Raw genomic sequence first — 24,351 nt, forward strand, 5'->3', positions numbered from 1 at the left:
GCGCCTCCGCCGCGTACGTCGACGGCACACCTGCCCGGCATGCCGTCGCACGCGTCCCCGGGGCGCCCAGGGCGTGGCGGACTACTTGAGGGCCGCCACCAGCGGCTCGATCTCGTCGATCGCGTAGGGGATCGACAGCACCGTGTTGAAGGAGAACGCGGCGCCGATGTCCGGGTCCTGGTACGGCACGAACAGGTCCCGCTTCTCCTGGTGGACCTTCAGCTTCCTGTAGAGCGGCTCCGCCTTGATGCGGTTGTCGGACTCGGTGCTCGACGTCACCCAGACCAGGCGGTCCACGTCCAGCACGTTCAGCTTCTCGGCGCTGAGCTCGGCCACGTTCCAGCCCGGCTTGGCCAGTGTGTCGATCTCGGGCTTCAGCGTGAAGCCGAGCTCGGAGAAGAAGATCGCCTTGGGGTCCGTCTTGGTGAACGCCGAGTACTTGCCCGCCTCGAAGCTGTCGGCGACGGCGAGGGTCTTCCCGGCGAACTCGGGGTGCTTCTCGCGAACGGCCTTGAACCGGGCGTCGATGCCGGCGATCAGCTTCTCGGTCTCCGCGTCCTTGCCGAGGGACTTGCCGATCTGACGGGTCATCACCTGCCAGGAGGCGCCGTAGTCGGGCAGGCCCTTGGGCTGGGCGACGACCTTGGTGAACTTGGAGAGCGTGTCGTACTGCTCCTTCTTCATCCCCGAGTACTGGGCGATGACCAGGTCCGGCTTCAGCGCCGCGATCTTCTCGATGTTGTACTCGTCGCGCTCACCGACGATCTGCGGGGCGGTGCCGCCCCACTTGTCCTTGGCCCAGGGCCACTTGCCGTAGGGCTGCTCCTTGAACCAGTCCACCGCCCCCACGGGCTTGACGCCGAGCGCGAGGACCGCGTCCTGGTCGGACAGGCCGAGCGTCACCACCCGCTTCGGCTCCGCCGCGATCGTGGTGCTGCCGTACTTGTGCTCGACCGTCACCGGGAAGGCGGCGGAGGTGCCGCCCGCCGGCGCGGACGGCTTCGACTCGGTCTTCTCCGTACCGCCCCCACAGGCGGTCAGCGCGAGCGCGGCGACGGCGGCGACCGCCACGCGGGGGACGTGTCTGACGATCCTCGTCAGCACGGGACGTGTACCTGTGGACACGGGTGTTCCTTTCACGGGGTTTCACGGTGCGTACCGGGCGCGCCGCGCGCGGCGGCGCGTCCGGCGGGGTGATGCGTGTGGGGGGTGTCGGGGTCCCGGGCCCGGCACGGACCCGGTGTCCGGCGGGCCGGGGACGTACGCAGGGACGGTCCGCGGCACCGGGCGGCCCGCGGTCGGCGGTGCGGGGCCGGTGCGGTCCGCGCGGCCGGGCGGGGCGGGCGGGGCGGGTGCTACCGGACCGAGCCGATCCCGTCGGCGACGGGCGCGGGCTCGTCCCGGGCGGCTTCCGGCCGGCGGTCGAGGACCGAGTCCAGGATCTCGCCGACCCGGATCGCGGTGTTGGAGAGCAGCGACGAGGTGATGCCGTGCGTGTGCTCGGTGCCGCCCTGGAGGTAGATGCCGCAGCGCAGTTCGGGGTCGGCCGTGACGCGGTAGTCGCGCTCGACCCGCACGCGGCCCCGGTCGTCGCGGTGGCAGAGGTCGGCGACCCCGCCGAGGAGACCGAGCGAGTCGGCCTGGCTGTAACCGGTGGCGAGGACGACGACGTCCGCGTCCAGTACTGTCTCGTCACCGGTGACCAGGGACGTCACGGTGGCGCGCACCCGGTCGTCGGCCTCGGCGACGGCCGTCAGCCGGGAGACGTTGAGGAAGCGCAGCCGCTCGGCGCCGAGCACCTTCTCCTGGTAGGCCTGCCGGTACAGGTCGTCGATCAGGTCGATGTCGACCACGGAGTAGTTGGTGTTCCCGTGGTAGTCCATCAGTTTGCGCTTGACGCCGTCGGGGGCCGTGAAGTACTCGTCGACCGCGGCGGGGTCGAAGATGCGGTTGGCGAAGCTGCTGTCGTCCGCCGGGCTGTAGCCGTAGCGGGAGAAGACCGCGCAGACCTCGGCCCGAGGGAAGCGGCGGTGCAGGTAGGCGACGTTCTCCGCGGCGCTCTGGCCGGCGCCGACGACGATGAAACGGGCGGGGTCGGTGCCCTCCAGCGCGTCCACCTTGGCGAGCAGGTCGGAGTTGTGCCAGACGCGGTCGGTCCGTTCGACGCCCTCCGGCATCAGGGGGCGCAGGCCCGTGCCGACGACGAGGTTGCGGGCCCGGTGCACCACGGTGTCCGTTCCCGAGCGGGCCGTCACGTCCAGGAACTCCACGATCCCGTCGCGCACCACCGGCTCCACGGCCACGACCTCGTGGCCGTACGAGACCATGTCGTCGACCTTCGCCGCCGCCCACTCGAAGTAGTCGTGGAACTCCACCCGCAGCGGGAAGAGGTTCTTGTGGTTCACGAAGTCGATCAGGCGGCCCTTGCTCTGGAGATAGCAGAGGAAGCTGTAGTCGCTGCTGGGGTTCCGTAACGTCACCAGGTCCTTGAGGAAGGACACCTGCATCGTCGCGTCGTCGATCAGCATGCCGCGGTGCCAGCCGAAACCGGCCTGTCGCTCGAAGAAGTGGGCGGTGACCGTCTCCTGCCTGCCGACCCGCGCGTTGTGCTCGCTCAGCGCGATCGCCATGGCCACGTTGGACGGCCCGAAACCGATGCCGATGAGGTCGTGGACCAGAGGTGTGTCGCCAGGAAGAACCCGTGACATGTCGCTCCCCTCGTGCGGGACAGCAGCCCGTCGGACATGGATGAACAGGGCAGGACGCCGGGCTCACCGGCGATTCCGCCCAGCCGAACTTAGGTAAAGCTAACCTGAGTTGAAGCGCACTGTCGACAGGGCAAAACGGGCATGCCGCAAGACGAAAATCCGAACTCCCTTCGAAATAGGGCCCGTTGCGAGCTTAGGTAAGCCTTGCTTTACTTGGCGCCGTTCACTCGCTCTCCCGAGGAGGAAACCCATGCGGGTCGTCATGTTCGGTTACCAGACCTGGGGCCATCGCACGCTGCAAGCGCTCCTGGACTCCGAGCACGACGTGGTGCTGGTCGTGACGCACCCCAAGAGCGAACACGCCTACGAGAAGATCTGGAGCGACTCGGTCGCCGAACTGGCCGAGGACCACGGCGTCCCCGTCGTCATCCGGAACCGGCCGGACGACGACGAGCTGTTCCGGCGGCTCGAGGAGGCGGATCCGGACATCATCGTGGCCAACAACTGGCGCACCTGGATCCCGCCGCGCATCTACGGGCTGCCGCGCCACGGCACCCTGAACGTCCACGACTCGCTCCTGCCGAAGTACGCCGGCTTCTCCCCGCTGATCTGGGCGCTCGTCAACGGGGAGTCGGAGGTCGGCGTCACCGCGCACATGATGGACGAGGTGCTGGACGCCGGGGACATCGTCGACCAGCGCGCGGTGCCGGTGGGCCCCACCGACACGGCCACGGACCTGTTCCACAAGACCGTCGACCTCATCGCCCCGGTGACCGTCGGCGCGCTCGCGCGGATCGCCTCCGGGCAGACGGAGTTCACCCCCCAGGACCGTTCCCGGGCCAGCTTCTTCCACAAGCGGGCCGAGGAGGACATCCGCATCGACTGGGGCTGGCCGGCGGAGGTCCTGGAGCGCCTGGTCCGCGCCCAGTCCGCCCCCTACCCGAGCGCCTTCACCTTCCACCGGGGCAGGCGTCTGGAGATCCTGGCCGCGGTCGTGTCCGAGGGACGCTACGGCGGGACGCCGGGCCGCATCTTCTACCGCGAGGGCGAGGGCGTGGTGATCGTCGCCGGCGCCGACGCCCGCACCGGCCGGAACCACGGGCTGGCCGTCACCCGGGTACGGACCGAGGACGGCCGCGAGCTGGCGGCGACCGACTACTTCACCTCCATGGGCGGGTACCTCACCGGCCGCCCCTGACGGCCCGCGCCTGCCCGCCGCGGGCGGGTCCCCCACCGGGAGAGGGGTTCTCAGGTGGCGGGACCCCGGCCGCCCGGAACGGGTGAGTGCCGTACGTCCGCCCACGGCCGCGCCCCCGAACGCCTGCCCAGTGGCCCTCCGCGGGGACGTCCCGCCGACTTCGGGACTCCCCACCGGAAGCCGGGCCGCCCCGAAGTAGGCTTCGCCCAGCACGGACACGGCACGGGGGGCGGAGCACATGACGGCCGAGACGGAACACAGGTGGGGGTCGACCCTCGACTCCGTCGTGGTGTACGCGCGGGGCGCGGTCTGCCGCCGCCTGGCACGGGGCGGAGTGGGGCCGGACGGCCGGGTACGGGTGACGGGCCTGCCCCGTACGCTCGACCCTGGATCGCTGCGGGCCCGCGTGCTCGGCGCCGCCGGGGTACGCGTCACCGAGGCCCGGGTGGAGGTCGAAGCCGAACCGCTCGGCACCGAGGCACCCGACGCGCTGCGGCGCGAGGTCGAGCGGCTGCGCGCCGCGTACGAGGCGGCGGCGGGACGCCGGGACCGCCTGCTGCGCCGGATCGAGGAGGTCGCCGCACTGCGCCCCGCCCCTCCGGCCCGCAAGCGGGAGGATCCGCACCGCCGGACGCCGGTCGAGGCGTGGCTCGAACTCGCCGAGTTCGTCGACGGACGGCTGACGGGTCTTCACGAGCGCCTCGCCGAGGGGGAGGAGGCACTGCGCCGCGCGGAGCACGCGTTCGAGGCCGCCGCGGACCGTCTCGCCCGCGCCTCCACGGCCGCCCCGGCCGCCCACGTCGCGACCACGGTCTCGGCTCTCCTGACCCTCGTCGGCGCCGGCGACGCGGAGGTGGCGCTGGAGCTGGAGTACGGGGTTCCGGGCGCTGTCTGGGTGCCGGGCTACCGGCTCACCCACCGTCAGGGCGACGACAGCGGGCGGCTGGTGCTGCGTGCCTCGGTCGCCCAGCGCACCGGCGAGGACTGGACCGGCGTGCGCATCGCCCTGGCCACCGCCGACCTGCGGCGGGGCACCGGCCTCCCGAAGCTCCGCTCGATCCGGGTCGGACGCCGTCAGTCCGCCCCGGCACCGTCCGGCTGGCGCGAGCCGCCCCCCGGTCTCGCCGACCTGTTCACGGCGTACGACGCCGCCGGGCCCCGCCCCGCCTCGGTCACGGTGGGCGCCCCGCTCGCGGTGGCCGGGGCGGCCCCGCCGCCCAGGGCCGCGGCGCCCGTGCCCGTCGCACCACCGCCTCCCCCGCCGGCGACGCTGGGCTACGGCGCCCCTCCCCCTGCCCCGGGCAGTGCCCCCGAGGCCTTCCGCGGGCCCGTGTCCGCCCTCCCGCAGCCGTCCGGAGCGCGTCCGGGCGGCCGGTCGCGTGCCGCCGGCGCCGCGCCCATGGCTCCCGCGGCCCCGGCGCCTCCCGGCGGCATGCCGGCAGCGCCCGCGGCGCCCCCCGCCCCGCCGGCCGGTCCGCCGCGGCCCAAGGACACCGAACTCGACTACGCGGGCCTCGTCCTCTCCGGTCCCGAGGAGCAGGGCGGTCGCCGGGGCCGGCTGTTCCCGGGCGCGCCCCTCGACCCGGTGGCCGAGGAGTACCGCCGCCGCGCGGAGTCGGTGGCCACGCTGCCGCTGCCCGGCCACTGCGTGCGGCCCCGCGAGTCCGCGGGGTCCTTCGACCACCGCTTCGACGCCGCCGCCCGTGCCGACATCCCGTCGGACGGCGTCTGGCACACCGTCACCGTCGGCGAGATCCCGGTCGGTCTGCGCACCGAGTACCTCTGCGTGCCGTCAGTGGAGGAGACCGTGTACGCGACCCTGGTGCTCTCCAACGCCACCGACCAGGCGCTGCTGGCCGGTCCGGTGGAGGTCACCGTCGACGGCGACTTCCTGCTGACGGCCGCCCTGCCCACGCTCGCGCCCGGCGCGGTCCGCCGGGTCGGGCTCGGTCCGGCCGAGGGCGTCCGGGTCACCCGCCGCACCGAGCTGCGGGAGTCGACCTCGGGCCTGCGCAACAACACCACCGTGCTCGACCACGGCGTCCGGGTGGAGCTCGCCAACCGGCTCGCCTCGCCGGTCACCGTCGAGGTCCGCGAACGGGTGCCCGTCACCTCGGAACCGGACGTCCGCATCGAGGAGCGGGCCGACTGGACGACACCCGAGGACGGCGCCGGACCCGACCGCCACGCCCCGGGCACCCGCCTGTGGCGCGTGGACCTGCCGGCCGGCGGCACCACCGCCCTCGACGGCGGCTACGAGATCCGCATCCCGGCCGCCAAGGCCCTGGTCGACGGCAACCGCAGGAGCTGACGCCCCATGTCCCCCACCACGAAGCCGATCGCGCTGCCCGTCACCGCCGTCACCTGCCTGGAGGACCGCGCCCACGTCGAACGCGCCACCGTCCTCGACCTGGCGGCCGGGGTGCAGCGGCTGCGCCTCGGACCGGTCAGCGCGCTGGCCGTCGACCGCACCCTGCACGCCGAGCTGACCGCCGATCACCCGGCGACCGTGCTCGACGTGCGGATCGTCCGCGACTGGACACCGCGCGAACCGCTGCCGTCCGGCGAGGACGACTCGGCCCTGCGCGGGCGCGTGCGCGCCCTCGAACAGGAGTCGCTCACCCTGGAGCGGGAGGCCGACCGGCTGCGCACCCGGCTCGACCTCCTCGGCCGACTCGCCGCCGACCTGCTGCGGGAGATCGCCGAAGGCGCCGGCTCCGGGGAGACCGACGGCCCGCGCTGGACCGGCGAACTTGACCGGGTGGACGAGGAACGCGACACGTACGGCGAGCGCCTGCGGATCGCGGAGGCCCGGCAGGCGGCCGTCGCCGCCGAACTCCGCGAGGCCGAACGGGTCCTGGACTTCTCCGAGGAGGAGCCGGCCGAGCTCGTGGGCCACGTCGAGCTGACGGTGGAGTCCGCCGTCGCCGGTCCCGTCGGCCTGCGCCTCGGCCACCTCACCTCGTGCGCACTGTGGCGCCCCGCCTACCGGGCCGTCCTGGACGGGGACTCCGTGACGCTGGAGACGGACGCGATGGTCTGGCAGCGCACCGGCGAGGACTGGTCCGGTGTGTCGCTGACGCTGTCGACGGCCCGCTCGGCGCTCGCCTCCGAGCCGCCGCGGCTGGGTGAGGACCGGCTGACGCTCAAGGACCGCTCGGCCGCGGAACGCCGCACGGTCGACGTCGAGGTGCGCGAGGAGGAGATCGGGACGCTGGGGCCGGCTCCGGTGCTCGGCCTGCCGGGCGTCGACGACGGCGGTGAGGCCCGGGTGCTGCGGTCCCCCGCGCCGGTCTCGGTGCGGAGCGACGGCCGCGCCCACCGCGTGCCGCTGTCGTCGTTCACGACCGGCGCGCGCCGCGAGTACGGCTGCTCGCCGGAGCTGTCCCCGCTGGTGACCCAGGTGGCCCGGTTCGACAACCGTTCCGGCCACGCGCTGCTCGCCGGACCGGTGGACCTCGTGCGCGGCAGCGGGTCCGTCGGGCGCGGCACCCTGGAGTTCGCCGCGCCCGGCGCCGCCGTCGAACTGGCCTTCGGCAGCAGCGACGACCACCGGGTGGTGCGGCACACCGAGGAGTCCCGCGACTCCACCGGATTCAGCCAGCGAACCGTGGTCACGCGCACGGTCCGGCTGCACCTGTCACGGTTCTCCGCCCCCGGGGAGCAGGGCGAGCGGGTGGTGGCCCTGCGGGAGCGGATCCCGGTCTCCGAGGTCTCCGCGGTGGAGGTCCGGCTGCGCCGGGAGTCGTGTTCCCCGGTGCCCGACGCGGTCGACGCCGAGGGCATCGTCCGCTGGGACGTCGCCCTCCCGCCCGGCGGCCGGCGGACGGTCACGCTGGTGTACGAGCTGTCGGCGAGCGCGAAGGTCACCGGCCTGTAGGGGGCGTCTTGCCGGCCAGGCCGTCGTCGCAGGTCAGCGGCGATGTCAGACCCCCGTCGTAGCGTCGTGGACAAGGGTCGGGCGACTGCCGGCCACCGACGCACGGGAGCGGGCCATGGGTGAGATCAGTGTGGACCAGCGGCATCTCGACCACCTCCTCGCGGACAGCGCGAGCGCGTACGGCGCGCCGTACCAGAAGGCGTTCGCCGAGCTGGCCGTCTCGCACCGGGGCCGTCCGGTCGCCGAGATCCTGCCCCTGCTGCGCCGGGCCGCCGACGCCGCGCTGCTCGGTTTCACGGGCGCGGACCTGCGGGAGCAGGCCGAGGCGATCAGCAGTGGCCGGCCGTACGTCCTGCGGGTCCGGGTCACCGGCGACCGCCCACCGGCCCACGGCGGGGCACGGCGGGAGTGAGGCGGCGACGGGCCTGAGGCGGCCGCCGCACGTTCACGTGGCGGACGCGTCGCCGCCGTCGGTGCCGCGGGGGCCGGGGCGCAACGCCAGGGCGCACCAGACGGCCGCCGCCGCCAGCGCGGCAGCGCCGAGGGCGGCCAGCACGGGTGCCTCCGGCCGCCAGCCGAGGGAGAGGCGAGTGCCCAGAAGCGTGAGGAAACACCCGATCCGCCCCGGCGCGTAGACCGGCACACGCGCGGCGGTGGCCCGCAGGACGGCCGCCGTCAGGAAGCCGATCACGGTCCAGGCGGCCAGGTACGGCCAGAGCGGCCCCGGAGCGGCGGACGGCAGTCCGTAGTCCTCAGGGCCGATGCGGAACAGACCGGTGACCCGGCCCAGGCCCACTCCGAGGACGGCGATGCCCGCCGCCCACAGCGCGTGGCGCCACAACGGGCCCGGGCGCACGGTCTCTTCGTCCTCGTCGGTCGTGGCGGCGTCGAAAAACTCGATCATGCTCTCAAGGACGCGCCGTACGGCATCGGCGTTGCCCGCGCGTCCACGCTCGTACGACTGCCGCGGAGTTCGGCAGCCCGGACGGGCGGGGACCCCGGTCCGGGTTCCGGCGCCCGTTCCCAGGTCTCGGTCTCGGCCTAGGGGGCGTCTTGCCCCCTAGGTCCGCTGTTCGGTGGCTCCTGGGGCGGCCTCGCGTCCGCCGGCGCTGACCAGCCCGGTCTCGTAGGCGGCGATGACGGCCTGGACGCGGTCCCGGAGTCCGAGCTTGGCGAGGATGCGGGCGACGTGCGTCTTGACGGTCGCCTCGGCCAGGTGGAGGCGGGTGGCGAGTTCGGCGTTGCTCAGTCCCCGCGCCAGCAGGCCCAGGACCTCCAGTTCGCGCGGGGTGAGCGAGGCGAGGTCGCGGTGCAGGGCGGCGGTGTCGCCGCCGTGCCGGGTGAAGCGCTGCACGAGGCGGCGGGTGATGGCGGGCGCGAGGAGGGCGTCGCCGGCGAGGACCGTGCGGACGGCCGCGGTCAGGTGCTCGGGGGTGACGTCCTTGAGGAGGAAGCCGCTGGCTCCGGCGGACAGGGCCGCGTACACGTACCGGTCGAGGTCGAACGTGGTCAGGATGATGACGCGGGGGTCGTCCGGGGCGCCGGTGAGGATGCGGCGGGTGGCCTCCAGGCCGTCCATCTCGGGCATCCGGACGTCCATGAGGACCACGTCGGGACGGGTGCGGCGGACCGCTTCGACCGCTTCGGCCCCGTTGGTGGCCTCGGCGACGACGTCGATGCCGTCGGCGCCGAGGATCAGCCGGAATCCGGTGCGGACGAGCGTCTGGTCGTCGGCGAGGAGCACCCGCAGCGGCTCGGTCACGGTGCCTCCAAGGGGATCAGGGCCTCCACACGGTAGCCGCCGGTGAGCCGGCGGCCGGTGGTCAGGGTTCCGTCGTGGACGGCGAGGCGCTCGCGCAGGCCGATCAGCCCCCGGCCGCTTCCGGCGCCCGCGCCCGGGGTTCCACCGGTGTCGGTGACCTCCACCCGGAGCCGTTCGGGTCCGTACTCGACGGTGACGGCGGCGGTGGCGCCGGACGCGTGCTTCACGGTGTTGGTGAGGGCTTCCTGAACCACGCGGTAGGCGGCGAGTTCGAGGCCGGGCGGGAGGGGCCGGGCCGGGCCGGTCACCGTCAGGTCGACGGGCAGTCCGGTGTCCCGGACCCGTCCGACCAGCGTCTCCAGCTGGTCCAGGCCGGGTTGCGGGGCCGGCGCCCCCGCCGGGTCGGCGGGGTCGGCACCGGGGTCCGCCGCCTCGTCCTCGTCGGTCGTGGTGAGCAGTCCCATGACGTGGCGGAGTTCGGTCATGGCGGCCCGGCCGCCCGCCTCGACGGCGAGCAGCGCCTCGCCGGCCAGCTCGGGGGACTTCTTCATGATCGTGCGGGCGGCGCCCGCCTGGATGATCATCACACTGACGTTGTGCGTGACGACGTCGTGCAGTTCGCGGGCGATCCTGGCCCGTTCGTGCTCGACGGCCCGGCGCAGCGCTTCGGCCTGTTCGCGTTCCAGGGCGGAGAGCCGGGTGCGGCCCTCGTCGGTCCGGAGCTTCCAGGTGCGCAGGCCGACGGCGGCCACGGCCATCGGAACCAGGATCAGCAGCGCGATGTACTCGTTGGGGACGATCGGTGTCACCGAGTTCCCCGAGGTGCCGACCAGGACGACCGACACCGGCAGGGCCGCCAGCGTCGCCACCCGGTACGGGCTGTACACGGCGGCGCTGTAGACGGCGATGACGAACGCGTAGAAGGTCAGCCGCATGACGCTCTGCGGTGTCGCCAGAGTCGCGGCCGTCACGACGCACAGCACGGCGAGCGGGTGGCGGCGGCGCAGCGCCAGGGCGCCCGAGGCGACGGCCGCGAGGGTCACCATCAGGGCGAGGCCGCCGGGGCCGGTCGGGCGCGGCACCGCGCGCAGCACGCCGGGCGCGATCTCACGGACCACCACGTTGTCGACGTTGTCGACGCCGTAGTAGACGGTGGCGATGCCGAGCACCAGCGCCACCAGCACGTCGAACTGCCGGGCGCGCCGGGTGGGCCGCGGCGGCGGACCGCTCGGCACCCCGGCGTCGCGGACCGTGCGGCGGGCGGCTTCCAGGAGCCGCGCCGGCGTCGTACGTACGTTCCTCACCGGTTCATTGTCGCCGTCGCGCCGGCCCGCGGAGTCCGTCCCGGTGGTCATTCCCGCCGCATCGCGTACATCGCCCGCCTACATCGCAGGGATGACGTCCCCGGCGCTCATCCGGACGCGGTAGCGGAAGGGGTTCGGGCGGCCGACGCGGGCGGGCCGGTCCCGCTCCTAGCGTGCACGCATCCCGTCGCCGAGGCCCGAGGAGCCCTCCATGACCCTGCCGGTGATCGAACTGCGCGAGGTGAGCCGCCGATACGACGACGGCCCGCCCGCCCTGCACGAGGTGTCGCTGACCGTGCGGCCGGGCGAGGCCGTCGCGATCCTCGGCCCGTCCGGGAGCGGCAAGTCCACGCTGCTCAACCTGATCGCGGGCCTGGACCGGCCCGACTCGGGGACGGTCACCGTGGACGGGGTGCGGGTGGACCGGCTGGGCGAAGCCGGATCGGCGCTCTACCGGCGGTCGAGGATCGGCATGGTCTTCCAGTTCTTCAACCTGCTCGACGACCTGACCGTCACCGAGAACATCACGCTGCCCGCGCGTCTCGCGGGTACGGCCCGGGCCGAGGCGGACCGCCGGACGGCGGAACTCCTCGAACTCCTGGACATCGGCCGGCACGCCCGCGCCTACCCCGGGCGGTTGTCGGGCGGCGAGCGGCAGCGCGTCGCGGTGGCCCGGGCGTTGATGAACCGGCCCGCGCTGCTGCTGGCCGACGAGCCGACCGGAGCCCTCGACACGGCCGCCGGGCAGGACGTCAGCAGGCTGCTCACCGCTCTCAACGCCGAGGGCCAGACCGTCGTCGTCGTGACCCACGACCTGGCGCTGGCCCGGTCCTGCACGAACCGCACGGTCCGGATCGCCGACGGCCGGATCACCGAGGACGTCCGGACGCGGGCCGTCGCGTCGGAGACCGTCCGATGAGCGCGCTCGGCAGGGTGGTGCGCTCGGGGGTCGGGCGACGGCGGGTGCAGACGCTGGTGATCGGGCTCTCCGTGCTGATGGCGGTGGCCGCGTCCGTCCTCGGCGGATCGCTGGTCGTGGTCTCCGGTGCTCCGTTCGACGACGCCTTCGCGGAGCGGCACGGCGCGCACCTGTCCGTGGAGTTCGACGCGGGCACGGTGGGCGCCGGACAGCTGGCGCGGTCCGCGGACACCGAGGGGGTGAGCGCCGCGGCCGGGCCGTTCCGTACGACGACGGTCAGCCCGCGGTCGGACGGGGCGGGCCCGGGGTGGCCGATGACCGTGGTCGGCCGGGGCGATCCCGGCCGGGACGTGGACGAGGTGGCCCTGCTCGACGGCCGGTGGCCCGCCCGGGCCGGCGAGGTCGTGCTGTCCGCGGACGCCGCGCTGTTCCCGGCCCTGGGCATGGATCTCGCCTTCCCCGATCTGCCCGGCGATCCGGCGCTGACGGTGGTGGGTGTGGCCCGCTCGGTCACGAGGACCGCCGACGCCTGGGTGGTGCCGTCCCAGATGCCGGCGCTCACCGCGCCCGGCGGCGGCGGGTACCAGATGCTCTACCGCTTCACCGACGCGGGCACCGCCGCGCAGGTCTCCGCGGGCGGCCGGGCCGTGGCGGAGTCCCTGCCGCCGGGAGCGGCCGTCGGCGAACAGTCATGGCTCACCGTCAGGAGCGCCGCCGAGCGCGACACCGCCCTCTACGTCCCGTTCCTCATCGCGTTCGGCGCCCTGGGCCTGGTCATGTCGGTGCTCGTCGTGGGCAACGTCGTCGCGTCGGCCGTCGGCACGGGAACGCGCCGTATCGGCATCCTCAAGGCCGTCGGCTTCACCCCGGCCCTGGTCGTGCGGGCCCACGTCGGCCAGGCGCTGGTCCCGGCCGCCGTCGGCACGGCCCTCGGTGTCCTCGCCGGCCACCTGCTCGCCGTCCCCGTGCTGGCCGAGGCCGAGGAGGTCTACGGCACCTCGTCCCTGGCCGTCGCCCCCTGGGTCGACGTCGCGGTGGTCGCCGGCGTGCTCGGCCTGGTGACGGCGACCGCGTGGGCGAGTGCCTGGCGGGCCGGGCGGCTGCGTACGGTCGACGCGCTCGCGGTCGGGCGCACCGCTTCGGCCGGGCGCGGCCGATGGGCCGCCCGGGCGGCCGGCCGGCTGCCGTTGCCGCGGCCGGTCTCCCTGGGCCTGGCCCGGCCGTTCGCCCGGCCCGCCCGCGCGCTGGCCATGGGCGCGGCGGTCCTGTTCGGCACCGTCGCCGTCACGTTCACCGTGGGGTTGAGCGCCTCGCTCGGCGAGGTGACGAAGGCCAGGGCCCACGACGCCGCCGACGTCACGGTGCCCGCGCCGCTGCCGGACTTCGGGCCTCGGGGCCCCGGTCCCGGACGCGGCCCCGGCATGGCGAAGCGGCCCGAGGTCGATCCCGCCGCGGTCACCGCGGCCATCGAGGCCGGCGCCGGCACCGGGCGGTACTACAGCGCCGCGACGGTGCGGGCGGCCGTGTCCGGGGTGACCGGCACCGTCGACGTGGTCGCCTTCACCGGCGACGCCTCCTGGGGCGGCTACACGATGGTGTCGGGGCGCTGGATCGGCCGTCCCGGCGAGGCAGTGGTGCCGACCCCGTTCCTGACCACCACCGGCAGCCGCGTCGGCGACACCGTCACGCTGAACGGCCTGGCCGAGCCGGTCACGGTCCGGATCGTCGGCGAGGTCCTCGACCCCCGCAACGACGGCATGCAGGTCTTCACCGACGTCTCGACGCTCGCGGCCGCGGATCCCGACCTGACGGAGACGAGCCATCACATCGCCGTCGCCTCGGGCACCGACGTCTCCGCCTACGTCGACGCGCTGAACAGGGACCTGGCACCGCTGGGGGTCACCGCCCGAGCCGGTGGGCCCGGGACCGGCGGCGACATGGTCGCCACGCTCGACGCGCTGTCCGTGACCCTCACGCTGATGCTCGTCGCCGTCGCCGCGCTCGGCGTGCTCAACAGCGTGCTGCTGGACACCCGTGAGCGCGTCCGTGAGATCGGTGTCCACAAGGCGCTCGGCATGACGCCCCGGCAGACGGTCACGATGGTCGTCACCTCGGTCGTCGTGACCGGCCTGGTCGCGGGCGCGCTGGGCGTGCCGCTCGGCGTGGCCCTGCACGGCCGGGTGGTCCCCGCGATGGGCGACGGCGTGGGACTCCGCCTCCCCGGTTCCGTCATCGCCGTCCTCCACGGTGCCGACCTCGTCCCGCTCGCGCTCGGCGGCCTGGTCATCGCCGTCCTGGGCGCGCTGCTGCCCGCCGGCTGGGCGGCCCGGACCCGTACCGCCACGGCTCTGCGTACCGAGTAGGGGCGGGGACGGGCCCGCCCCCGCCGCCCGGTGCGGCGGGGCGCGTGGGTCGCCGCGGGACGGCCCGCCGGGCGGCGCCCTCTCGACGGCTCGACCGGCGGGCCGGGCCACGTACGTGGGGGCGGCGGCGCACGCGCGGCCCGGCGCGTGCCACTGGTGGGGCTCGCGGGCGGCAGGATGTGCGGAGTGGCATACGCCGCGCCGTCTGACCTGCGGATCCGTGGGTAGACGGACCCGGAGGACTCCCGCGACACCTGGAAGCGAACGATGACGACTCCCCGCCCCCGCCCGGTCCACCGCGCGGCCCGCCGTGCCCGCGGCGCGCGGTCGGCCGCGGCCCGTTCGGCTCGCCGCTGGTGGCCGGCCCTGCGGGCCACCCCCGTGGCCCTGTGGCGCGACGACGTGGCCGACTGGGCGGCGGCACTGACCTACTACGCGATCCTCGCCCTCGTTCCCGCGCTGCTCGTCGCGGTGACCCTGACCGGCCTGGTGAGTCCGGAGGGGACGGACCGGCTGATCGTCCTGGTGTCGTCCTGGGCGCCCGCCGAGTCCGGTGCCACCCTCCGGGACGCGCTGCGCGGACTGGCCGAGGAACGCTCGGCGGCCTGGGTGCTGATCGGCGCCGGCAGTGTCAGCTCGCTCTGGTCGGCTTCCAGCCATCTCGCCGTCTTCCGGCGCGCGCTGCACGCCATGCACCGGGTCGAGGACCGCCGCCCCGCGCTCCACACCGCGCCGCTGATCGTGCTCAACGCGCTGTTCCTGCTGGCCCTTCTGGTGGCCAGTGCCGGCGTCCTCGTCTTCACCCAGCCGGTCGCGACGACGGTCGAGGGCTGGCTGGGCATCGACATCGTGTCGGCGACGACGTGGACCCTGTTGCGCTGGCTCGGCCTGCTCACCCTTGTCGCGCTGCTGGTCGTGGTGCTCTTCCGGACCGGTCCGGCCGCGGCGAAGGCACGTCCCCACTCCGCGCCGGGCGCGGCGGTGGCGGTGCTCCTCTGGCTCGCCGGTTCGGCGGGCTTCTCGTTGTACGCGACGGGATTCGGCACGTACAGCAGGGTCTACGGCTCGCTCGCCGGGGTGGTCGTGTTCCTCGTGTGGCTGTGGAGTTCCCATCTGTCGCTGCTGGCGGGCGCGCAGTTCACCGCCGAGCTGGCCCGGGCCTCCTCCGCCCCGGCCCCGCCGTCCCCCGCCGACGGGACGCCACGGTCGTCGGTACCCGAGCCGGGCCGGTCGTGCGCAGCCGACGAACGTACGGACCCTGTGGATCCGGCGCCCAGGCGCTGAGCCCGCTGGGGGCGGGCCGCACCTGCGGAGATCACCCGGTACCGGTGGACCAGCCGCTGCCGGAGTACCCCCGTCCGCAGCTCACCCGGCCCGACTGGGCCAACCTCAACGGCATCTGGGACTTCGCGGTCACCAGCGCGAACGCCGGGCAGCCGGCGTCCTTCCCGGAGCAGATCCGGGTGCCGTTCGCCGCCGAGTCGGCGCTCTCCGGCATCCACCGGAAGATCACCCAGAACGACAGGCTCTGGTACAAGCGGACCTTCACCGTCCCCGCCGGGTGGAACGGACGACGCGTCCAGCTCAACTTCGGCGCCAGCGACTGGCGCACGACGGTGTGGGTCAACGGACAGCAGGCCGGCGCGGTGCACAGCGGCGGCTTCGACGCCTTCCGGTTCGACATCACGCCGCTGCTCAACGGCGGGCGCTGATCCAGGCGTCGCGGAACCCCGCCGGGCCGGTCACGCTGCCCGCCGGCCAGTACCGGTCCCTGCGGGTGACCACGCCCGGCTACACCGACCGGTACATGCGCCACCAGAACGGCGCCGTCGTGACCGAGTTCGTCGACGCGGGCGGCAGCGGTCTGCTCAAGAACGACGCGACGTGGAAGGTCGTCTCCGGCCTGGCCGACTCCCGGTGCTACTCCTTCGAGTCTCGCAACTACCCGGGCCAGTACCTGCGGCACCGCGACTTCCGGGTCTACAAGGAGGCGGGGGACGGATCGGCGCTCTTCCGGGCCGACGCCACCTTCTGCCCCGTCCCCGGCGCCGGCGGGGTCCGGCTCTCGGCCTACGACTTCCCCGGGCAGTACCTGCGGCACTACGAGGCGCAGTTGTGGCTCGCCACCCCCGGCGGCGCGCACACCTGGGACAACCCGGCCCTCTTCACCGAGGACACCACCTGGGCCGTCGACGCGCCCTGGGCGCCCTGGGCGCCCTGACACGATCGCACCCCGGCACGGCCGCGCCGCGAAAAAGGGCGGTGCGGACGTGCCGCGGGGAGTTTCAAGTGCCGGTGTGCGGTCAGCCGAAGAGGAGCGAACCCGTCCGCACACACACCAGGAGGCACTGATGGAAGGCTGGCGCGCATCCGCCGCATGCCGGAACGTCGATCCCGACCTCTTCTTCCCGGTGGGCAACGGAGCGCCCGCCCTGATCCAGGCCGAGGAGGCGAAGGAGATCTGCCGCCGCTGCCCGGTGCGGGAGGCGTGTCTGGACTGGGCCATGGACGACTCCCGCCAGGTGACCGGGGTCTGGGGCGGCCTGCGGGAGGACGAACGGCGCGCGCTCAAGCGGCGGTTGCGGCGCCGGGCGGTCGGCTCCGACCGGCCGGGCGGCGCGGCGGCGGGCGACCGTTCCCCCTGATTTTGGTTGCATGGTCTACCGCTGCGAACGTGTCTAGAGTGGTGGACAGGGGATGTCCCGGCTCCACGTGATGGGAGCAGTAGCCATGGGCAGGCTCACCCACCATGCCTACCAGACGTACAAGACGGTCGCCGACGGTGCCCGCGCCGCGGAACTCGCCGCGACCACCTCTCCTTTCCAGATCGAAGTGCGCTTCATCGGCGGACTGACGAGCAGCCAGAGAGACGTGTTCGCCGAGGCCGCGGACCGCTGGGCACGCGTGATCGTGGGAGACCTGGAGACCGCCGTCGTCCAGGACTTCAGCGGGACGGTCGTGGTCGACGACCTGCTGATCGACGCGGAGGGCGTGCCGATCGACGGTGTCGACAACGTCCCGAACATCCTCGGCCAGGCCGGCCCGACGCGGTTCCGCCGGAGTGACGCGGCCGCCGGGGCGGGGCTCCCCGCCACCGGCCGCATGCGCTTCGACAGCGCCGACCTGGCACAGATGGAGGAGGAGGGCACGCTCCTCGATGTGATCACCCACGAGATGGGGCACGTGCTGGGCATCGGCACCGTCTGGGCCGCCTTCGGCGTCCTGAAGGACTTCCCCGGCCCCGACCCGACCTTCGTCGGCCCCGGCGCGATGAGGGAGTTCGGCAGGCTCCGGGACACCGGCCCCCTGCCGGTTCCGGTCGCCAACGTCGGCGGTGTCGGCAGCGCGGGCGGCCACTGGCGGGAGTCCGTCTTCGACAACGAGCTGATGTCACCGAACATCGACGGCGCGCACAACCCGCTGAGCAGACTGACGGTGGCGAGCCTGGCGGACCTCGGCTACCAGGTCGATCTCGACGCCGCTCAGGACTACGCGCTGCCGGACCTCTTCGAGATCGCCCGCTCGGGCCGCGTACCGCCGCCGGCCCCGCAGTACGTCGTCCTCCCGACGATCCCGACCCGCGTCCCCGCCGACCGGCCCTGACGCGGAGCGCGGTGGCCCCGGCGGGCGGTGCGACCACCCACGCCGCGGCCGGCACGGCCGACTCCGCCACCACCGCACCCGCCGCCTCCACTTCCGACGACGACCGACGGCCGAGGACCGACGACGACCGAGGACCGACGACGACCGAGGAGACACCCCCTGCGGGGTGTCTCCTCGGTCGTCGTGACGTCCCGCCCGGGCGGACGGCGTGACGGCCCCCGAGCCACGCGACCCGTTCTCGCGCCACGGCGTCTCCGTCCGGCGCACCCCCTCAGCATGCGTCCCTATGACATGACTTGAGGGCAATCGCCCCTTTCGCGCTCCTCCCGCGCCGCCGACCCGAGACGTACCGGCGGCGCGCATTCGCGCCAATATGACCGTCGGACAAGTGATTTAATCGCTCGCCGTCTAAGTTCATGGGCGCGCCGGTTGATCCCAGGAGGTCGGATTTTGAAGTTCGGACGTACCCATGCCCGTCGCCGTGGACTTCGCCGTTCGCACCTGCTGGTCGCCGCCGGCCTCGCCGCGGTCGGAGCCGGCCTGACCCCCTGGCTCGGGATCGCGGGGCAGGCGCCCGCCGCTTCCGCGCCGAGGCCGACCCCCTTCCTCCAGCAGGCCGGGACGACGCCGCCGCACCACGGCGTCGCGCCCGCCAACGCCATGCGCCGCGCGGCTCCCGTCCTCGACCGGACCGGCTGGACCGTCACCGCGAGCGATCAGGAGACCGCCGGCCAGGACGGCCGCGCGGCCAACGTGCTGGACGGCGACGAGACCACCCTCTGGCACAGCAAGTGGAGCGGGACCGCCACCCCGTTCCCGCACAGCGTCACCATCGACATGCACCGCACGGCGGTCGTGTCCGCGATCCTCTACCGTCCCCGGTCCGACAGCGCCAACGGGCGGATCGGCGAGTACAGCATCAGCCTCAGCGCGGACGGCCAGAACTGGGGCACTCCGGTCGCCGGCGGCACCCTCGCCGACGACGGCGGCGCCAAGTCGCTCGGGTTCGCCCCGCAGGGAACCCGGTTCGTCCGCCTGACGGCGCTGTCCGAGGCCGGCGGGCGCGGCCCCTGGACGGCCGCCGCGGAGCTCAACCTGATGGGCGACCCCGGCACACCGGCCGCCACCGTCAGCCTGTCCCGGTCCGGCTGGACCGCGACCGCGAGCGACGAGGAGACGGCCGCCGAGGACGGCCGCGCCGCCAACGTGCTGGACGGCGACGACGCCACCATCTGGCACAGCAGATGGAGCGGCACCCCCGCCCCGCTGCCGCACAGCATCACCATCGACATGCACCGCACGCAGGCCGTCTCGGCCCTCACCTTCCAGCCGCGCCAGGGGAAGGCGAACGGCCGGCCGGGCGCGTTCTCCATCACCACCAGCACCGACGGTGCGAACTTCGGCACCCCGGTGTCCATGGGCACCTGGCGGGACGACGACACCGTCAAGACCGCCACCTTCACCCGGACCCGGAGCGCCCGCTACATACGTCTGACGGTGACCACCGAGGCCGGCGGACGCGGCCCCTGGACCTCGGCCTCCGAGATAGGCCTGAGCGGACCCGCCACCGCCGGCGTCCACGGTTCCTGGGGCCGGATCACCGGCTTCCCGCTGGTGCCGGTCGCCACCGCGGTGCTCCCCGGGGACAAGCTGCTGGCCTGGTCCGCGTACGCGACCGACCGCTTCGGCGGGAGCAACGGCTACACCCAGACCGCGATCCTGGACCTGAAGACCAACAGGGTCACCCAGCGCCGTATCGACCACACCGGCCACGACATGTTCTGTCCCGGCATAGCGATGCTCGCCGACGGCCGGGTGCTGGTCACCGGCGGCAGCAACGCCGAGAAGGCCAGCATCTACGACCCGGTCCTGGACGACTGGATCACCACGACCGACATGAACATCCCCCGCGGCTACCAGTCGATGACGCTGCTCTCCACCGGCGAGGCGTTCGTCCTGGGCGGCTCGTGGAGCGGAGGGGCCGGCGACAAGGCGGGCGAGGTCTGGTCGCCGGAGACCCGCACCTGGCGCAGGCTCACCGGTGTACCGGCCTCCTCCGCGCAGACGGCCGACCCGGCGGGTCCCTACCGCTCCGACAACCACATGTGGCTGCACGCCACCTCCGGCGGCAAGGTGCTGCAGCTCGGCCCGAGCAAGCAGATGAACTGGATCACGACCACCGGCGCCGGCAGCATCACCTCCGCCGGCACCCGGGCCGACAGCGGCGACGCGATGACGGGCAACGCCGTCGCGTACGACATCGGCAAGCTGCTCACGCTGGGCGGTTCCCCGGCCTACGAGAAGACCCCCGCCACCCGCCGCGCGTACACCGTGGACCTCTCGGGCGACCAGGTCCGGGCCGCGCGTACCGGCGACATGGCGCACGCCCGCGCCTTCAGCAACAGCGTCGTGCTGCCCGACGGCAAGGTGGCCGTCTTCGGCGGTCAGGGGTACCCGGTGCCGTTCAGCGACGCCACCTCGGTCCTGGCCCCCGAACTGTGGGACCCGGCGACCGGATCCTTCACCCCGCTCGCCACGATGGCCGTGCCGCGCAACTACCACAGCGTCGCGAACCTCCTGCCGGACGGACGGATCTTCTCCGGCGGCGGAGGGCTGTGCGGCGACTGCGCGACCAACCACGCCGACGGCGCGGTGTTCACCCCGCCGTACCTGCTCAACTCCGACGGCTCCCCCAAACCGCGCCCCGTCATCGCCGGCGGCGTCCCCTCCCGTGCCGCCCCCGGCGCCTCGCTGACGGTGGACACCGAGGGTTCGGTGGCGTCGTTCGTCCTGATGCGGGCCGCCGCGGCGACCCACTCGACGGACAACGACCAGCGGCGGGTCCCGCTGGTGTCGACCGCCACGGGCAGCGGCAAGCACACGGTGCGGATCCCGGCCGACACCGGTGTGGTCCTGCCGGGGAACTACCTGCTCTTCGCGCTCGACGCGCAGGGGGTGCCGAGCATCGCGAAGTTCCTGACGATCTCCTGACGCCCGCACGACGACGGACGACGGTGCCCGGCCTCCGCGAGGCCGGGCACCGTCGTCCGTGCGGGGTCAGACGTAGGTCACGGTGACCCGTTCGAAGCCCAGGGCGCGCAGCAGGCCCTGGAGCATGGACGTGGTGTTCTTCTCGGCCCGCAGCGGCAGGTCGCTCTCCTTGGCGGCGTCGCCGATGCGCTGGGCCGCGAGCACGTGCACGGCCCGCTCGTCGTTCGGGTTGTCGGAGAAGAGGTCGCCCAGCCGGTCCAGGAGTCCCCGCTGCTTGGAGACCGCGTACGACCTCTCCGGGTCGAGGGCGGGGTCGGCCAGTCGCGCGTGCGGCAGGCGCAGGGTGGCCGTGGTGCGCTCGGCGTCGACGGTGACGCTGTCCTGACCGATGCCGCCGAGGTCCACGTACGCGCCCACGGTGCCGCTCGCCACGTAGAGCGTGCGGGTGCCGCGGATCGAGTCCGGCAGGAAACGGGCGTCCTTCTCCAGGTCGACCACGACCTGGAAGTTGCCCGCGGCTCCTTCGTAGCGGTGCATGTCCTGGATCGACTTGAGCAGCGCGGGGCCGGAGCGGTCCTTCGTGTCCACGCCGAACACGTCGCCGAGGCCGGGCAGCAGGCTGAACCGCCCGAGAAGGACCACCGCCAGGGCCAGCGCGAGGAGAGCGACGGCGACGGCGGGCCAGCGGGCCGCCCGACCACGGGCCGAAGCCTTGCGCGGTGATGTCTCATCATCTTCTGCTCGCATGTACTCCGGGTGCCCGCCTTGTGAAAGTCCATGCCTCAACCAAGCCTGATCACAAGGGAGTTGACACACGAGGGGCGGAGGAGGCCGCAGTGACCTCCCCCGCCCCGTGCCCCTCGCCGGGGGCCGCGGTCCGCCGTCAGGCCTGCGGGCCGCCGTAGTGTCCGCTCAGCATCCGCCGGTACTCCAGGTCCTCCAGGTGCCGCTCGCGCACGAACTCGGGAGCGTTGCGGATCTCCTCCTTCGTGCGGTTCAGGCGCACCACCCGCTCGTCGGGGTCGATCCGGGTCACGGTCCCGGCCGGCAGCAGAACCTCCTTGCCGAAGATCCACATGCCCGTGTCGACGACGATCCAGGCGGAGCCGAGCTCGTCGGAGTGCTCGTCGACCTTGCCGATGGAGCCGTCCAGCGCCTCGACCTTGTATCCGCTCAGCATCGCGCCGGCGGCGTGGCCGGAGGTGTCGCCGTAGGCCCACAGACTCTTGTCGGTCATCCGTTCGCTTCCTTCCACGTCATGGTGCGGTCGATTCGCCCGCCGCCTTCTCCTCGGCGGCGGAGGCGCCACGGACGTTCGCGTTCCCCCGCTCCGCGATCCCATGCCCGCGGAGCCGCGCCGTCGCCGGATGTTCGGGGAACGTACGGGAGGGGCGGCAGCCCGTCGGAGGCCGGATCCGTGCGGTTAGCATCGACGAGGCTTACCGCACCTGAGAGGCAGAGATGACGGAGTCCAGGGGCCTCGTACTGATCGTCGAGGACGAGCGCCACATCTCCGATGTGCAGCGGCTCTATCTGGTCCGCGAGGGCTTCGGCGTCCACGTGGAGGCGGACGGGACGGCCGGGCTCGCGGCCGCGCGGCGGATGCGTCCGGTGGCGATCGTGCTGGACATCGGCCTGCCCGGCATCGACGGCATCACCTTCTGCCGGGCGCTGCGGGAGGCCGGCGACTGGACGCCCGTCCTCCTGGTCACCGCGCGGGACGAGGAGGCCGACCGGATCCTCGGCCTGGAACTGGGCGCGGACGACTACCTGACGAAGCCGTTCTCGCCGCGCGAGCTGGTCGCCCGTGTCAAGACCGTCCTGCGCCGGGCCGCGGGGCCGCCGGGCGGGGCGGCGCCGCAGCGCGTCGGCCGCCTCAGCCTGGATCCGGCCGCCCGCACCGTCCACCGCGACGGCGAGCCGGTCGACCTCACCGCCACCGAGTTCAACCTGCTCGCGCACCTGCTCCGGCACCTGGGCCAGGTCCTCACCCGCGACCGGCTCCTGGCGGAGGTGTGGGGGTACGCGGGCTACCGCGACACCCGGATGGTCGACGTCTTCGTCTCGCAGCTGCGTGCCAAGCTCGGTGACGCCAGCCCCATCCGTACGGTCCGCGGGGTCGGGTACCGCGCGACGGCGCCCGGCGGGTGAAGGGGTCCGGCACCGGCGCCCGCCGGGCCTCGCTCGCCCGCCGGCTCGTGCTGCTCACCACCGTGGTGGCCGCGCTCGCGGTGACACTGACCGGGATCGTCGCCTGGCAGACGGCCGCGCGGGGCGCCGAGGAGCGGGAGCGGGAGCGGCTGGCGCGTCAGGCGACGGTCCTGAGCCGGCTGCCCGCCCTGTCGGAGGCGCTGTTCCACGGCGCCCAGGTACTGGGAGGCCCGGACGGGGTGCAGCTGGCGGTCATCGCCCCCGACGGCACGGTGAGCGGCACCGCCACACCGGCCGTCGACACCGCGTCGAAGGCGTCCCTGCTGGCCGGCGAGCCGGTCGCCGGCCACGGGATCCTCGGCGGCCAGGACGTGCTGCTGGTGGGACGGCCCGGCGTCCGCGGAGGAGCGGTCGTGCTGACCGAGCCGTACGCGATCGTCACCGAGAACACGAACCGGGTCCGCCGCAACGTGCTCGTGCCCCTGGTCGTCGGCATGCTCGGGGCCGGGCTGGCCGGGGCGCTGCTGGCGCGCCGGATCGGCCGGCCGCTCGTCCGGGCCGCGGGGATCGCGCACCGGCTCGCCGCCGGCGAACGCGGCGTGCCGGCGCCGGTCGACGGCCCCCGCGAGACCGCGGAGATCGGGCGGGCCCTGAACGTCCTGGACGAGGCGCTCGCGCACAGCGAGAACCGGCAGCGGGAGTTCCTCCTCTCCGTCTCCCACGACCTGCGCACCCCGCTGACCGCGTTGCAGGGGTACGCGGAGGCGCTCGCGGACGGGCTGATCGAGCCGGAGCGGGTGCCCGAGGTCGGGGCCGTCCTCGCGGACGAGACACGGCGGCTGGACCGCTTCCTGGCGGACCTGCTGGACCTGGCCCGGCTGGAGGCGGACGACTTCCGCCTCGACATGGCGCCGTCCGACCTGGGCGCGGTCGTCGGCGAGGCCGCCGTGTTCTGGACCGGGCCCTGCGCCCGCCGGGACGTGGACCTGCGATGCGAGCGGCCGGAGCCGCCCGTCGTCGTCGAGACGGACGCCTTCCGGGTCCGGCAGCTGATCGACGGGCTGCTGCAGAACGCGCTGCGGGTGACGCCCGAGGGGGCGCCCGTGGTGCTCGCCGTCCGGGCGGCGGCGGACGGCGGGGCCCTGATCCAGGTCCGTGACGGCGGCCCCGGACTCACCGGGGACGACGTGCGCGTCGCCTTCGAGCCGGGCGTCCTGCACGCCCGCTACCGCGACACCCGGCCGGTCGGCAGCGGCCTGGGGCTGGCCGTCGCCCGCCGCCTGACCGGCCGCCTCGGCGGCTCCCTCCGGGTCGAGGGCCACGGGCCGGAGGGCGGTGCCTGCTTCACCGTCACCCTGCCGCCGACGCCCGGCGCGTCCTGAGCGCCCGGCACGGAGCGGGGCGGCCCGGCACGCCCCGGCCGCCCGCCGCACCGACCGACCTCACCGCCCGTACCTTCCCCGAACAAGGTG

General features: G+C 74.0%; 20 protein-coding genes and 1 pseudogene. 14 read left to right on the forward strand and 7 right to left on the reverse strand.

What is annotated here, in order from left to right; genetic code table 11:
• Positions 1 to 81: 81 nt before the first annotated feature.
• Together ACE1OA_RS03425 and ACE1OA_RS03430 are read right to left on the reverse strand one after the other, a co-directional pair.
• Entirely contained in the window at positions 82 to 1,125 is a 1,044-nt protein-coding gene (locus ACE1OA_RS03425) for an iron-siderophore ABC transporter substrate-binding protein (RefSeq protein ID WP_356602026.1), read from the reverse strand.
• A 230-nt stretch (positions 1,126 to 1,355) separates the two neighbouring features.
• Complete coding sequence (locus ACE1OA_RS03430) at positions 1,356 to 2,708, reverse strand: lysine N(6)-hydroxylase/L-ornithine N(5)-oxygenase family protein (protein WP_356602024.1); 1,353 nt, start codon at positions 2,706 to 2,708, stop codon at positions 1,356 to 1,358.
• Between the two features lie 250 nt (positions 2,709 to 2,958).
• On the opposite strand from ACE1OA_RS03430, the gene ACE1OA_RS03435 reads away from it, so the two are divergent.
• The 4 genes from ACE1OA_RS03435 (at position 2,959) to ACE1OA_RS03450 (ending at position 8,198) form a co-directional block, all read left to right on the forward strand.
• Entirely contained in the window at positions 2,959 to 3,906 is a 948-nt protein-coding gene (locus ACE1OA_RS03435) for a methionyl-tRNA formyltransferase (RefSeq protein WP_356602022.1), read from the forward strand.
• A gap of 238 nt (positions 3,907 to 4,144) precedes the next feature.
• Positions 4,145 to 6,217 (forward strand): DUF4139 domain-containing protein, encoded by a 2,073-nt coding sequence (locus ACE1OA_RS03440; protein ID WP_432752237.1) that lies wholly within the window; start codon positions 4,145 to 4,147, stop codon positions 6,215 to 6,217.
• A gap of 6 nt (positions 6,218 to 6,223) precedes the next feature.
• A complete protein-coding gene (locus ACE1OA_RS03445) occupies positions 6,224 to 7,786 on the forward strand; it encodes a DUF4139 domain-containing protein (RefSeq protein ID WP_432752238.1) in 1,563 nt (520 codons plus the stop codon).
• 115 nt (positions 7,787 to 7,901) lie between these two features.
• A complete protein-coding gene (locus tag ACE1OA_RS03450) occupies positions 7,902 to 8,198 on the forward strand; it encodes a hypothetical protein (RefSeq protein WP_432752239.1) in 297 nt (98 codons plus the stop codon).
• Positions 8,199 to 8,231: 33 nt separating this feature from the next.
• On the opposite strand, the gene ACE1OA_RS03455 is transcribed toward ACE1OA_RS03450, so the two are convergent.
• The 3 genes from ACE1OA_RS03455 to ACE1OA_RS03465 form a co-directional block, all read right to left on the reverse strand.
• Complete coding sequence (locus tag ACE1OA_RS03455; protein WP_432752240.1) at positions 8,232 to 8,690, reverse strand: hypothetical protein; 459 nt, start codon at positions 8,688 to 8,690, stop codon at positions 8,232 to 8,234.
• Between the two features lie 156 nt (positions 8,691 to 8,846).
• A complete protein-coding gene (locus ACE1OA_RS03460) occupies positions 8,847 to 9,548 on the reverse strand; it encodes a response regulator transcription factor (protein ID WP_356774371.1) in 702 nt (233 codons plus the stop codon).
• Complete coding sequence (locus ACE1OA_RS03465) at positions 9,545 to 10,903, reverse strand: sensor histidine kinase (RefSeq protein ID WP_384868059.1); 1,359 nt, start codon at positions 10,901 to 10,903, stop codon at positions 9,545 to 9,547. The genes ACE1OA_RS03460 and ACE1OA_RS03465 overlap by 4 nt, the downstream gene beginning before the upstream one ends.
• Before the next feature lie 160 nt (positions 10,904 to 11,063).
• Between ACE1OA_RS03465 and ACE1OA_RS03470 the strand changes: the two genes are divergently transcribed.
• From ACE1OA_RS03470 to ACE1OA_RS03505, 8 genes and pseudogenes are all read left to right on the forward strand, one after another.
• Complete coding sequence (locus tag ACE1OA_RS03470) at positions 11,064 to 11,771, forward strand: ABC transporter ATP-binding protein (RefSeq protein ID WP_361314793.1); 708 nt, start codon at positions 11,064 to 11,066, stop codon at positions 11,769 to 11,771.
• Entirely contained in the window at positions 11,768 to 14,134 is a 2,367-nt protein-coding gene (locus ACE1OA_RS03475; protein ID WP_432752241.1) for an ABC transporter permease, read from the forward strand. The genes ACE1OA_RS03470 and ACE1OA_RS03475 overlap by 4 nt, the downstream gene beginning before the upstream one ends.
• A gap of 267 nt (positions 14,135 to 14,401) precedes the next feature.
• A complete protein-coding gene (locus tag ACE1OA_RS03480) occupies positions 14,402 to 15,418 on the forward strand; it encodes a YihY/virulence factor BrkB family protein (RefSeq protein WP_432752242.1) in 1,017 nt (338 codons plus the stop codon).
• Positions 15,419 to 15,462: 44 nt separating this feature from the next.
• Entirely contained in the window at positions 15,463 to 15,846 is a 384-nt protein-coding gene (locus tag ACE1OA_RS03485) for a sugar-binding domain-containing protein (RefSeq protein WP_432752243.1), read from the forward strand.
• Positions 15,828 to 16,355 (forward strand): annotated as a pseudogene (locus ACE1OA_RS03490) (AbfB domain-containing protein); the annotation flags it as partial. The gene ACE1OA_RS03485 and the pseudogene ACE1OA_RS03490, both read left to right, overlap by 19 nt.
• Before the next feature lie 130 nt (positions 16,356 to 16,485).
• On the forward strand, positions 16,486 to 16,779 hold the full coding sequence (locus ACE1OA_RS03495; protein WP_356602000.1) for a WhiB family transcriptional regulator: 294 nt from the start codon (positions 16,486 to 16,488) through the stop codon (positions 16,777 to 16,779).
• Positions 16,780 to 16,864: 85 nt separating this feature from the next.
• Complete coding sequence (locus ACE1OA_RS03500) at positions 16,865 to 17,737, forward strand: leishmanolysin-related zinc metalloendopeptidase (RefSeq protein ID WP_384868066.1); 873 nt, start codon at positions 16,865 to 16,867, stop codon at positions 17,735 to 17,737.
• A gap of 450 nt (positions 17,738 to 18,187) precedes the next feature.
• Positions 18,188 to 20,728 carry a discoidin domain-containing protein gene (locus tag ACE1OA_RS03505; RefSeq protein ID WP_432752244.1) on the forward strand — a complete coding sequence of 847 codons (2,541 nt, stop codon included), beginning with the start codon at positions 18,188 to 18,190 and terminating at the stop codon, positions 20,726 to 20,728.
• Positions 20,729 to 20,794: 66 nt separating this feature from the next.
• Here the strand turns inward: ACE1OA_RS03505 and ACE1OA_RS03510 are convergent, their stop codons facing one another.
• The gene (locus tag ACE1OA_RS03510) at positions 20,795 to 21,475 is read right to left on the reverse strand and encodes a DUF4230 domain-containing protein (RefSeq protein WP_361314776.1); all 681 of its coding nucleotides are present in this window, start codon (positions 21,473 to 21,475) and stop codon (positions 20,795 to 20,797) included.
• A 136-nt stretch (positions 21,476 to 21,611) separates the two neighbouring features.
• Entirely contained in the window at positions 21,612 to 21,965 is a 354-nt protein-coding gene (locus ACE1OA_RS03515; protein ID WP_356601992.1) for a PRC-barrel domain containing protein, read from the reverse strand.
• 224 nt (positions 21,966 to 22,189) lie between these two features.
• Here ACE1OA_RS03515 and ACE1OA_RS03520 point away from each other — a divergent pair, with 224 nt between their 5' ends.
• Both ACE1OA_RS03520 and ACE1OA_RS03525 read left to right on the forward strand, forming a co-directional pair.
• Positions 22,190 to 22,879 (forward strand): response regulator transcription factor, encoded by a 690-nt coding sequence (locus tag ACE1OA_RS03520; RefSeq protein ID WP_384868069.1) that lies wholly within the window; start codon positions 22,190 to 22,192, stop codon positions 22,877 to 22,879.
• The gene (locus ACE1OA_RS03525) at positions 22,876 to 24,261 is read left to right on the forward strand and encodes a HAMP domain-containing sensor histidine kinase (protein ID WP_384868071.1); all 1,386 of its coding nucleotides are present in this window, start codon (positions 22,876 to 22,878) and stop codon (positions 24,259 to 24,261) included. The genes ACE1OA_RS03520 and ACE1OA_RS03525 overlap by 4 nt, the downstream gene beginning before the upstream one ends.
• Positions 24,262 to 24,351: the final 90 nt, after the last annotated feature.

It is taken from the genome of Streptomyces sp. JL2001, from assembly GCF_050917515.1.
GTDB lineage: Bacteria > Actinomycetota > Actinomycetes > Streptomycetales > Streptomycetaceae > Streptomyces.

Coding starts and splice junctions, on each gene's coding strand:
- ACE1OA_RS03500 (WP_384868066.1), top strand. CDS start 16,865: ATGGGCAGGCTCACCCACCATGCCTACCAGACGTACAAGACGGTCGCC.
- ACE1OA_RS03435 (WP_356602022.1), top strand. CDS start 2,959: ATGCGGGTCGTCATGTTCGGTTACCAGACCTGGGGCCATCGCACGCTG.
- ACE1OA_RS03495 (WP_356602000.1), top strand. CDS start 16,486: ATGGAAGGCTGGCGCGCATCCGCCGCATGCCGGAACGTCGATCCCGAC.
- ACE1OA_RS03450 (WP_432752239.1), top strand. CDS start 7,902: ATGGGTGAGATCAGTGTGGACCAGCGGCATCTCGACCACCTCCTCGCG.
- ACE1OA_RS03455 (WP_432752240.1), bottom strand. CDS start 8,690: ATGATCGAGTTTTTCGACGCCGCCACGACCGACGAGGACGAAGAGACC.
- ACE1OA_RS03440 (WP_432752237.1), top strand. CDS start 4,145: ATGACGGCCGAGACGGAACACAGGTGGGGGTCGACCCTCGACTCCGTC.
- ACE1OA_RS03510 (WP_361314776.1), bottom strand. CDS start 21,475: ATGCGAGCAGAAGATGATGAGACATCACCGCGCAAGGCTTCGGCCCGT.
- ACE1OA_RS03445 (WP_432752238.1), top strand. CDS start 6,224: ATGTCCCCCACCACGAAGCCGATCGCGCTGCCCGTCACCGCCGTCACC.
- ACE1OA_RS03465 (WP_384868059.1), bottom strand. CDS start 10,903: ATGACCACCGGGACGGACTCCGCGGGCCGGCGCGACGGCGACAATGAA.
- ACE1OA_RS03430 (WP_356602024.1), bottom strand. CDS start 2,708: ATGTCACGGGTTCTTCCTGGCGACACACCTCTGGTCCACGACCTCATC.
- ACE1OA_RS03475 (WP_432752241.1), top strand. CDS start 11,768: ATGAGCGCGCTCGGCAGGGTGGTGCGCTCGGGGGTCGGGCGACGGCGG.
- ACE1OA_RS03470 (WP_361314793.1), top strand. CDS start 11,064: ATGACCCTGCCGGTGATCGAACTGCGCGAGGTGAGCCGCCGATACGAC.
- ACE1OA_RS03515 (WP_356601992.1), bottom strand. CDS start 21,965: ATGACCGACAAGAGTCTGTGGGCCTACGGCGACACCTCCGGCCACGCC.
- ACE1OA_RS03480 (WP_432752242.1), top strand. CDS start 14,402: ATGACGACTCCCCGCCCCCGCCCGGTCCACCGCGCGGCCCGCCGTGCC.
- ACE1OA_RS03520 (WP_384868069.1), top strand. CDS start 22,190: ATGACGGAGTCCAGGGGCCTCGTACTGATCGTCGAGGACGAGCGCCAC.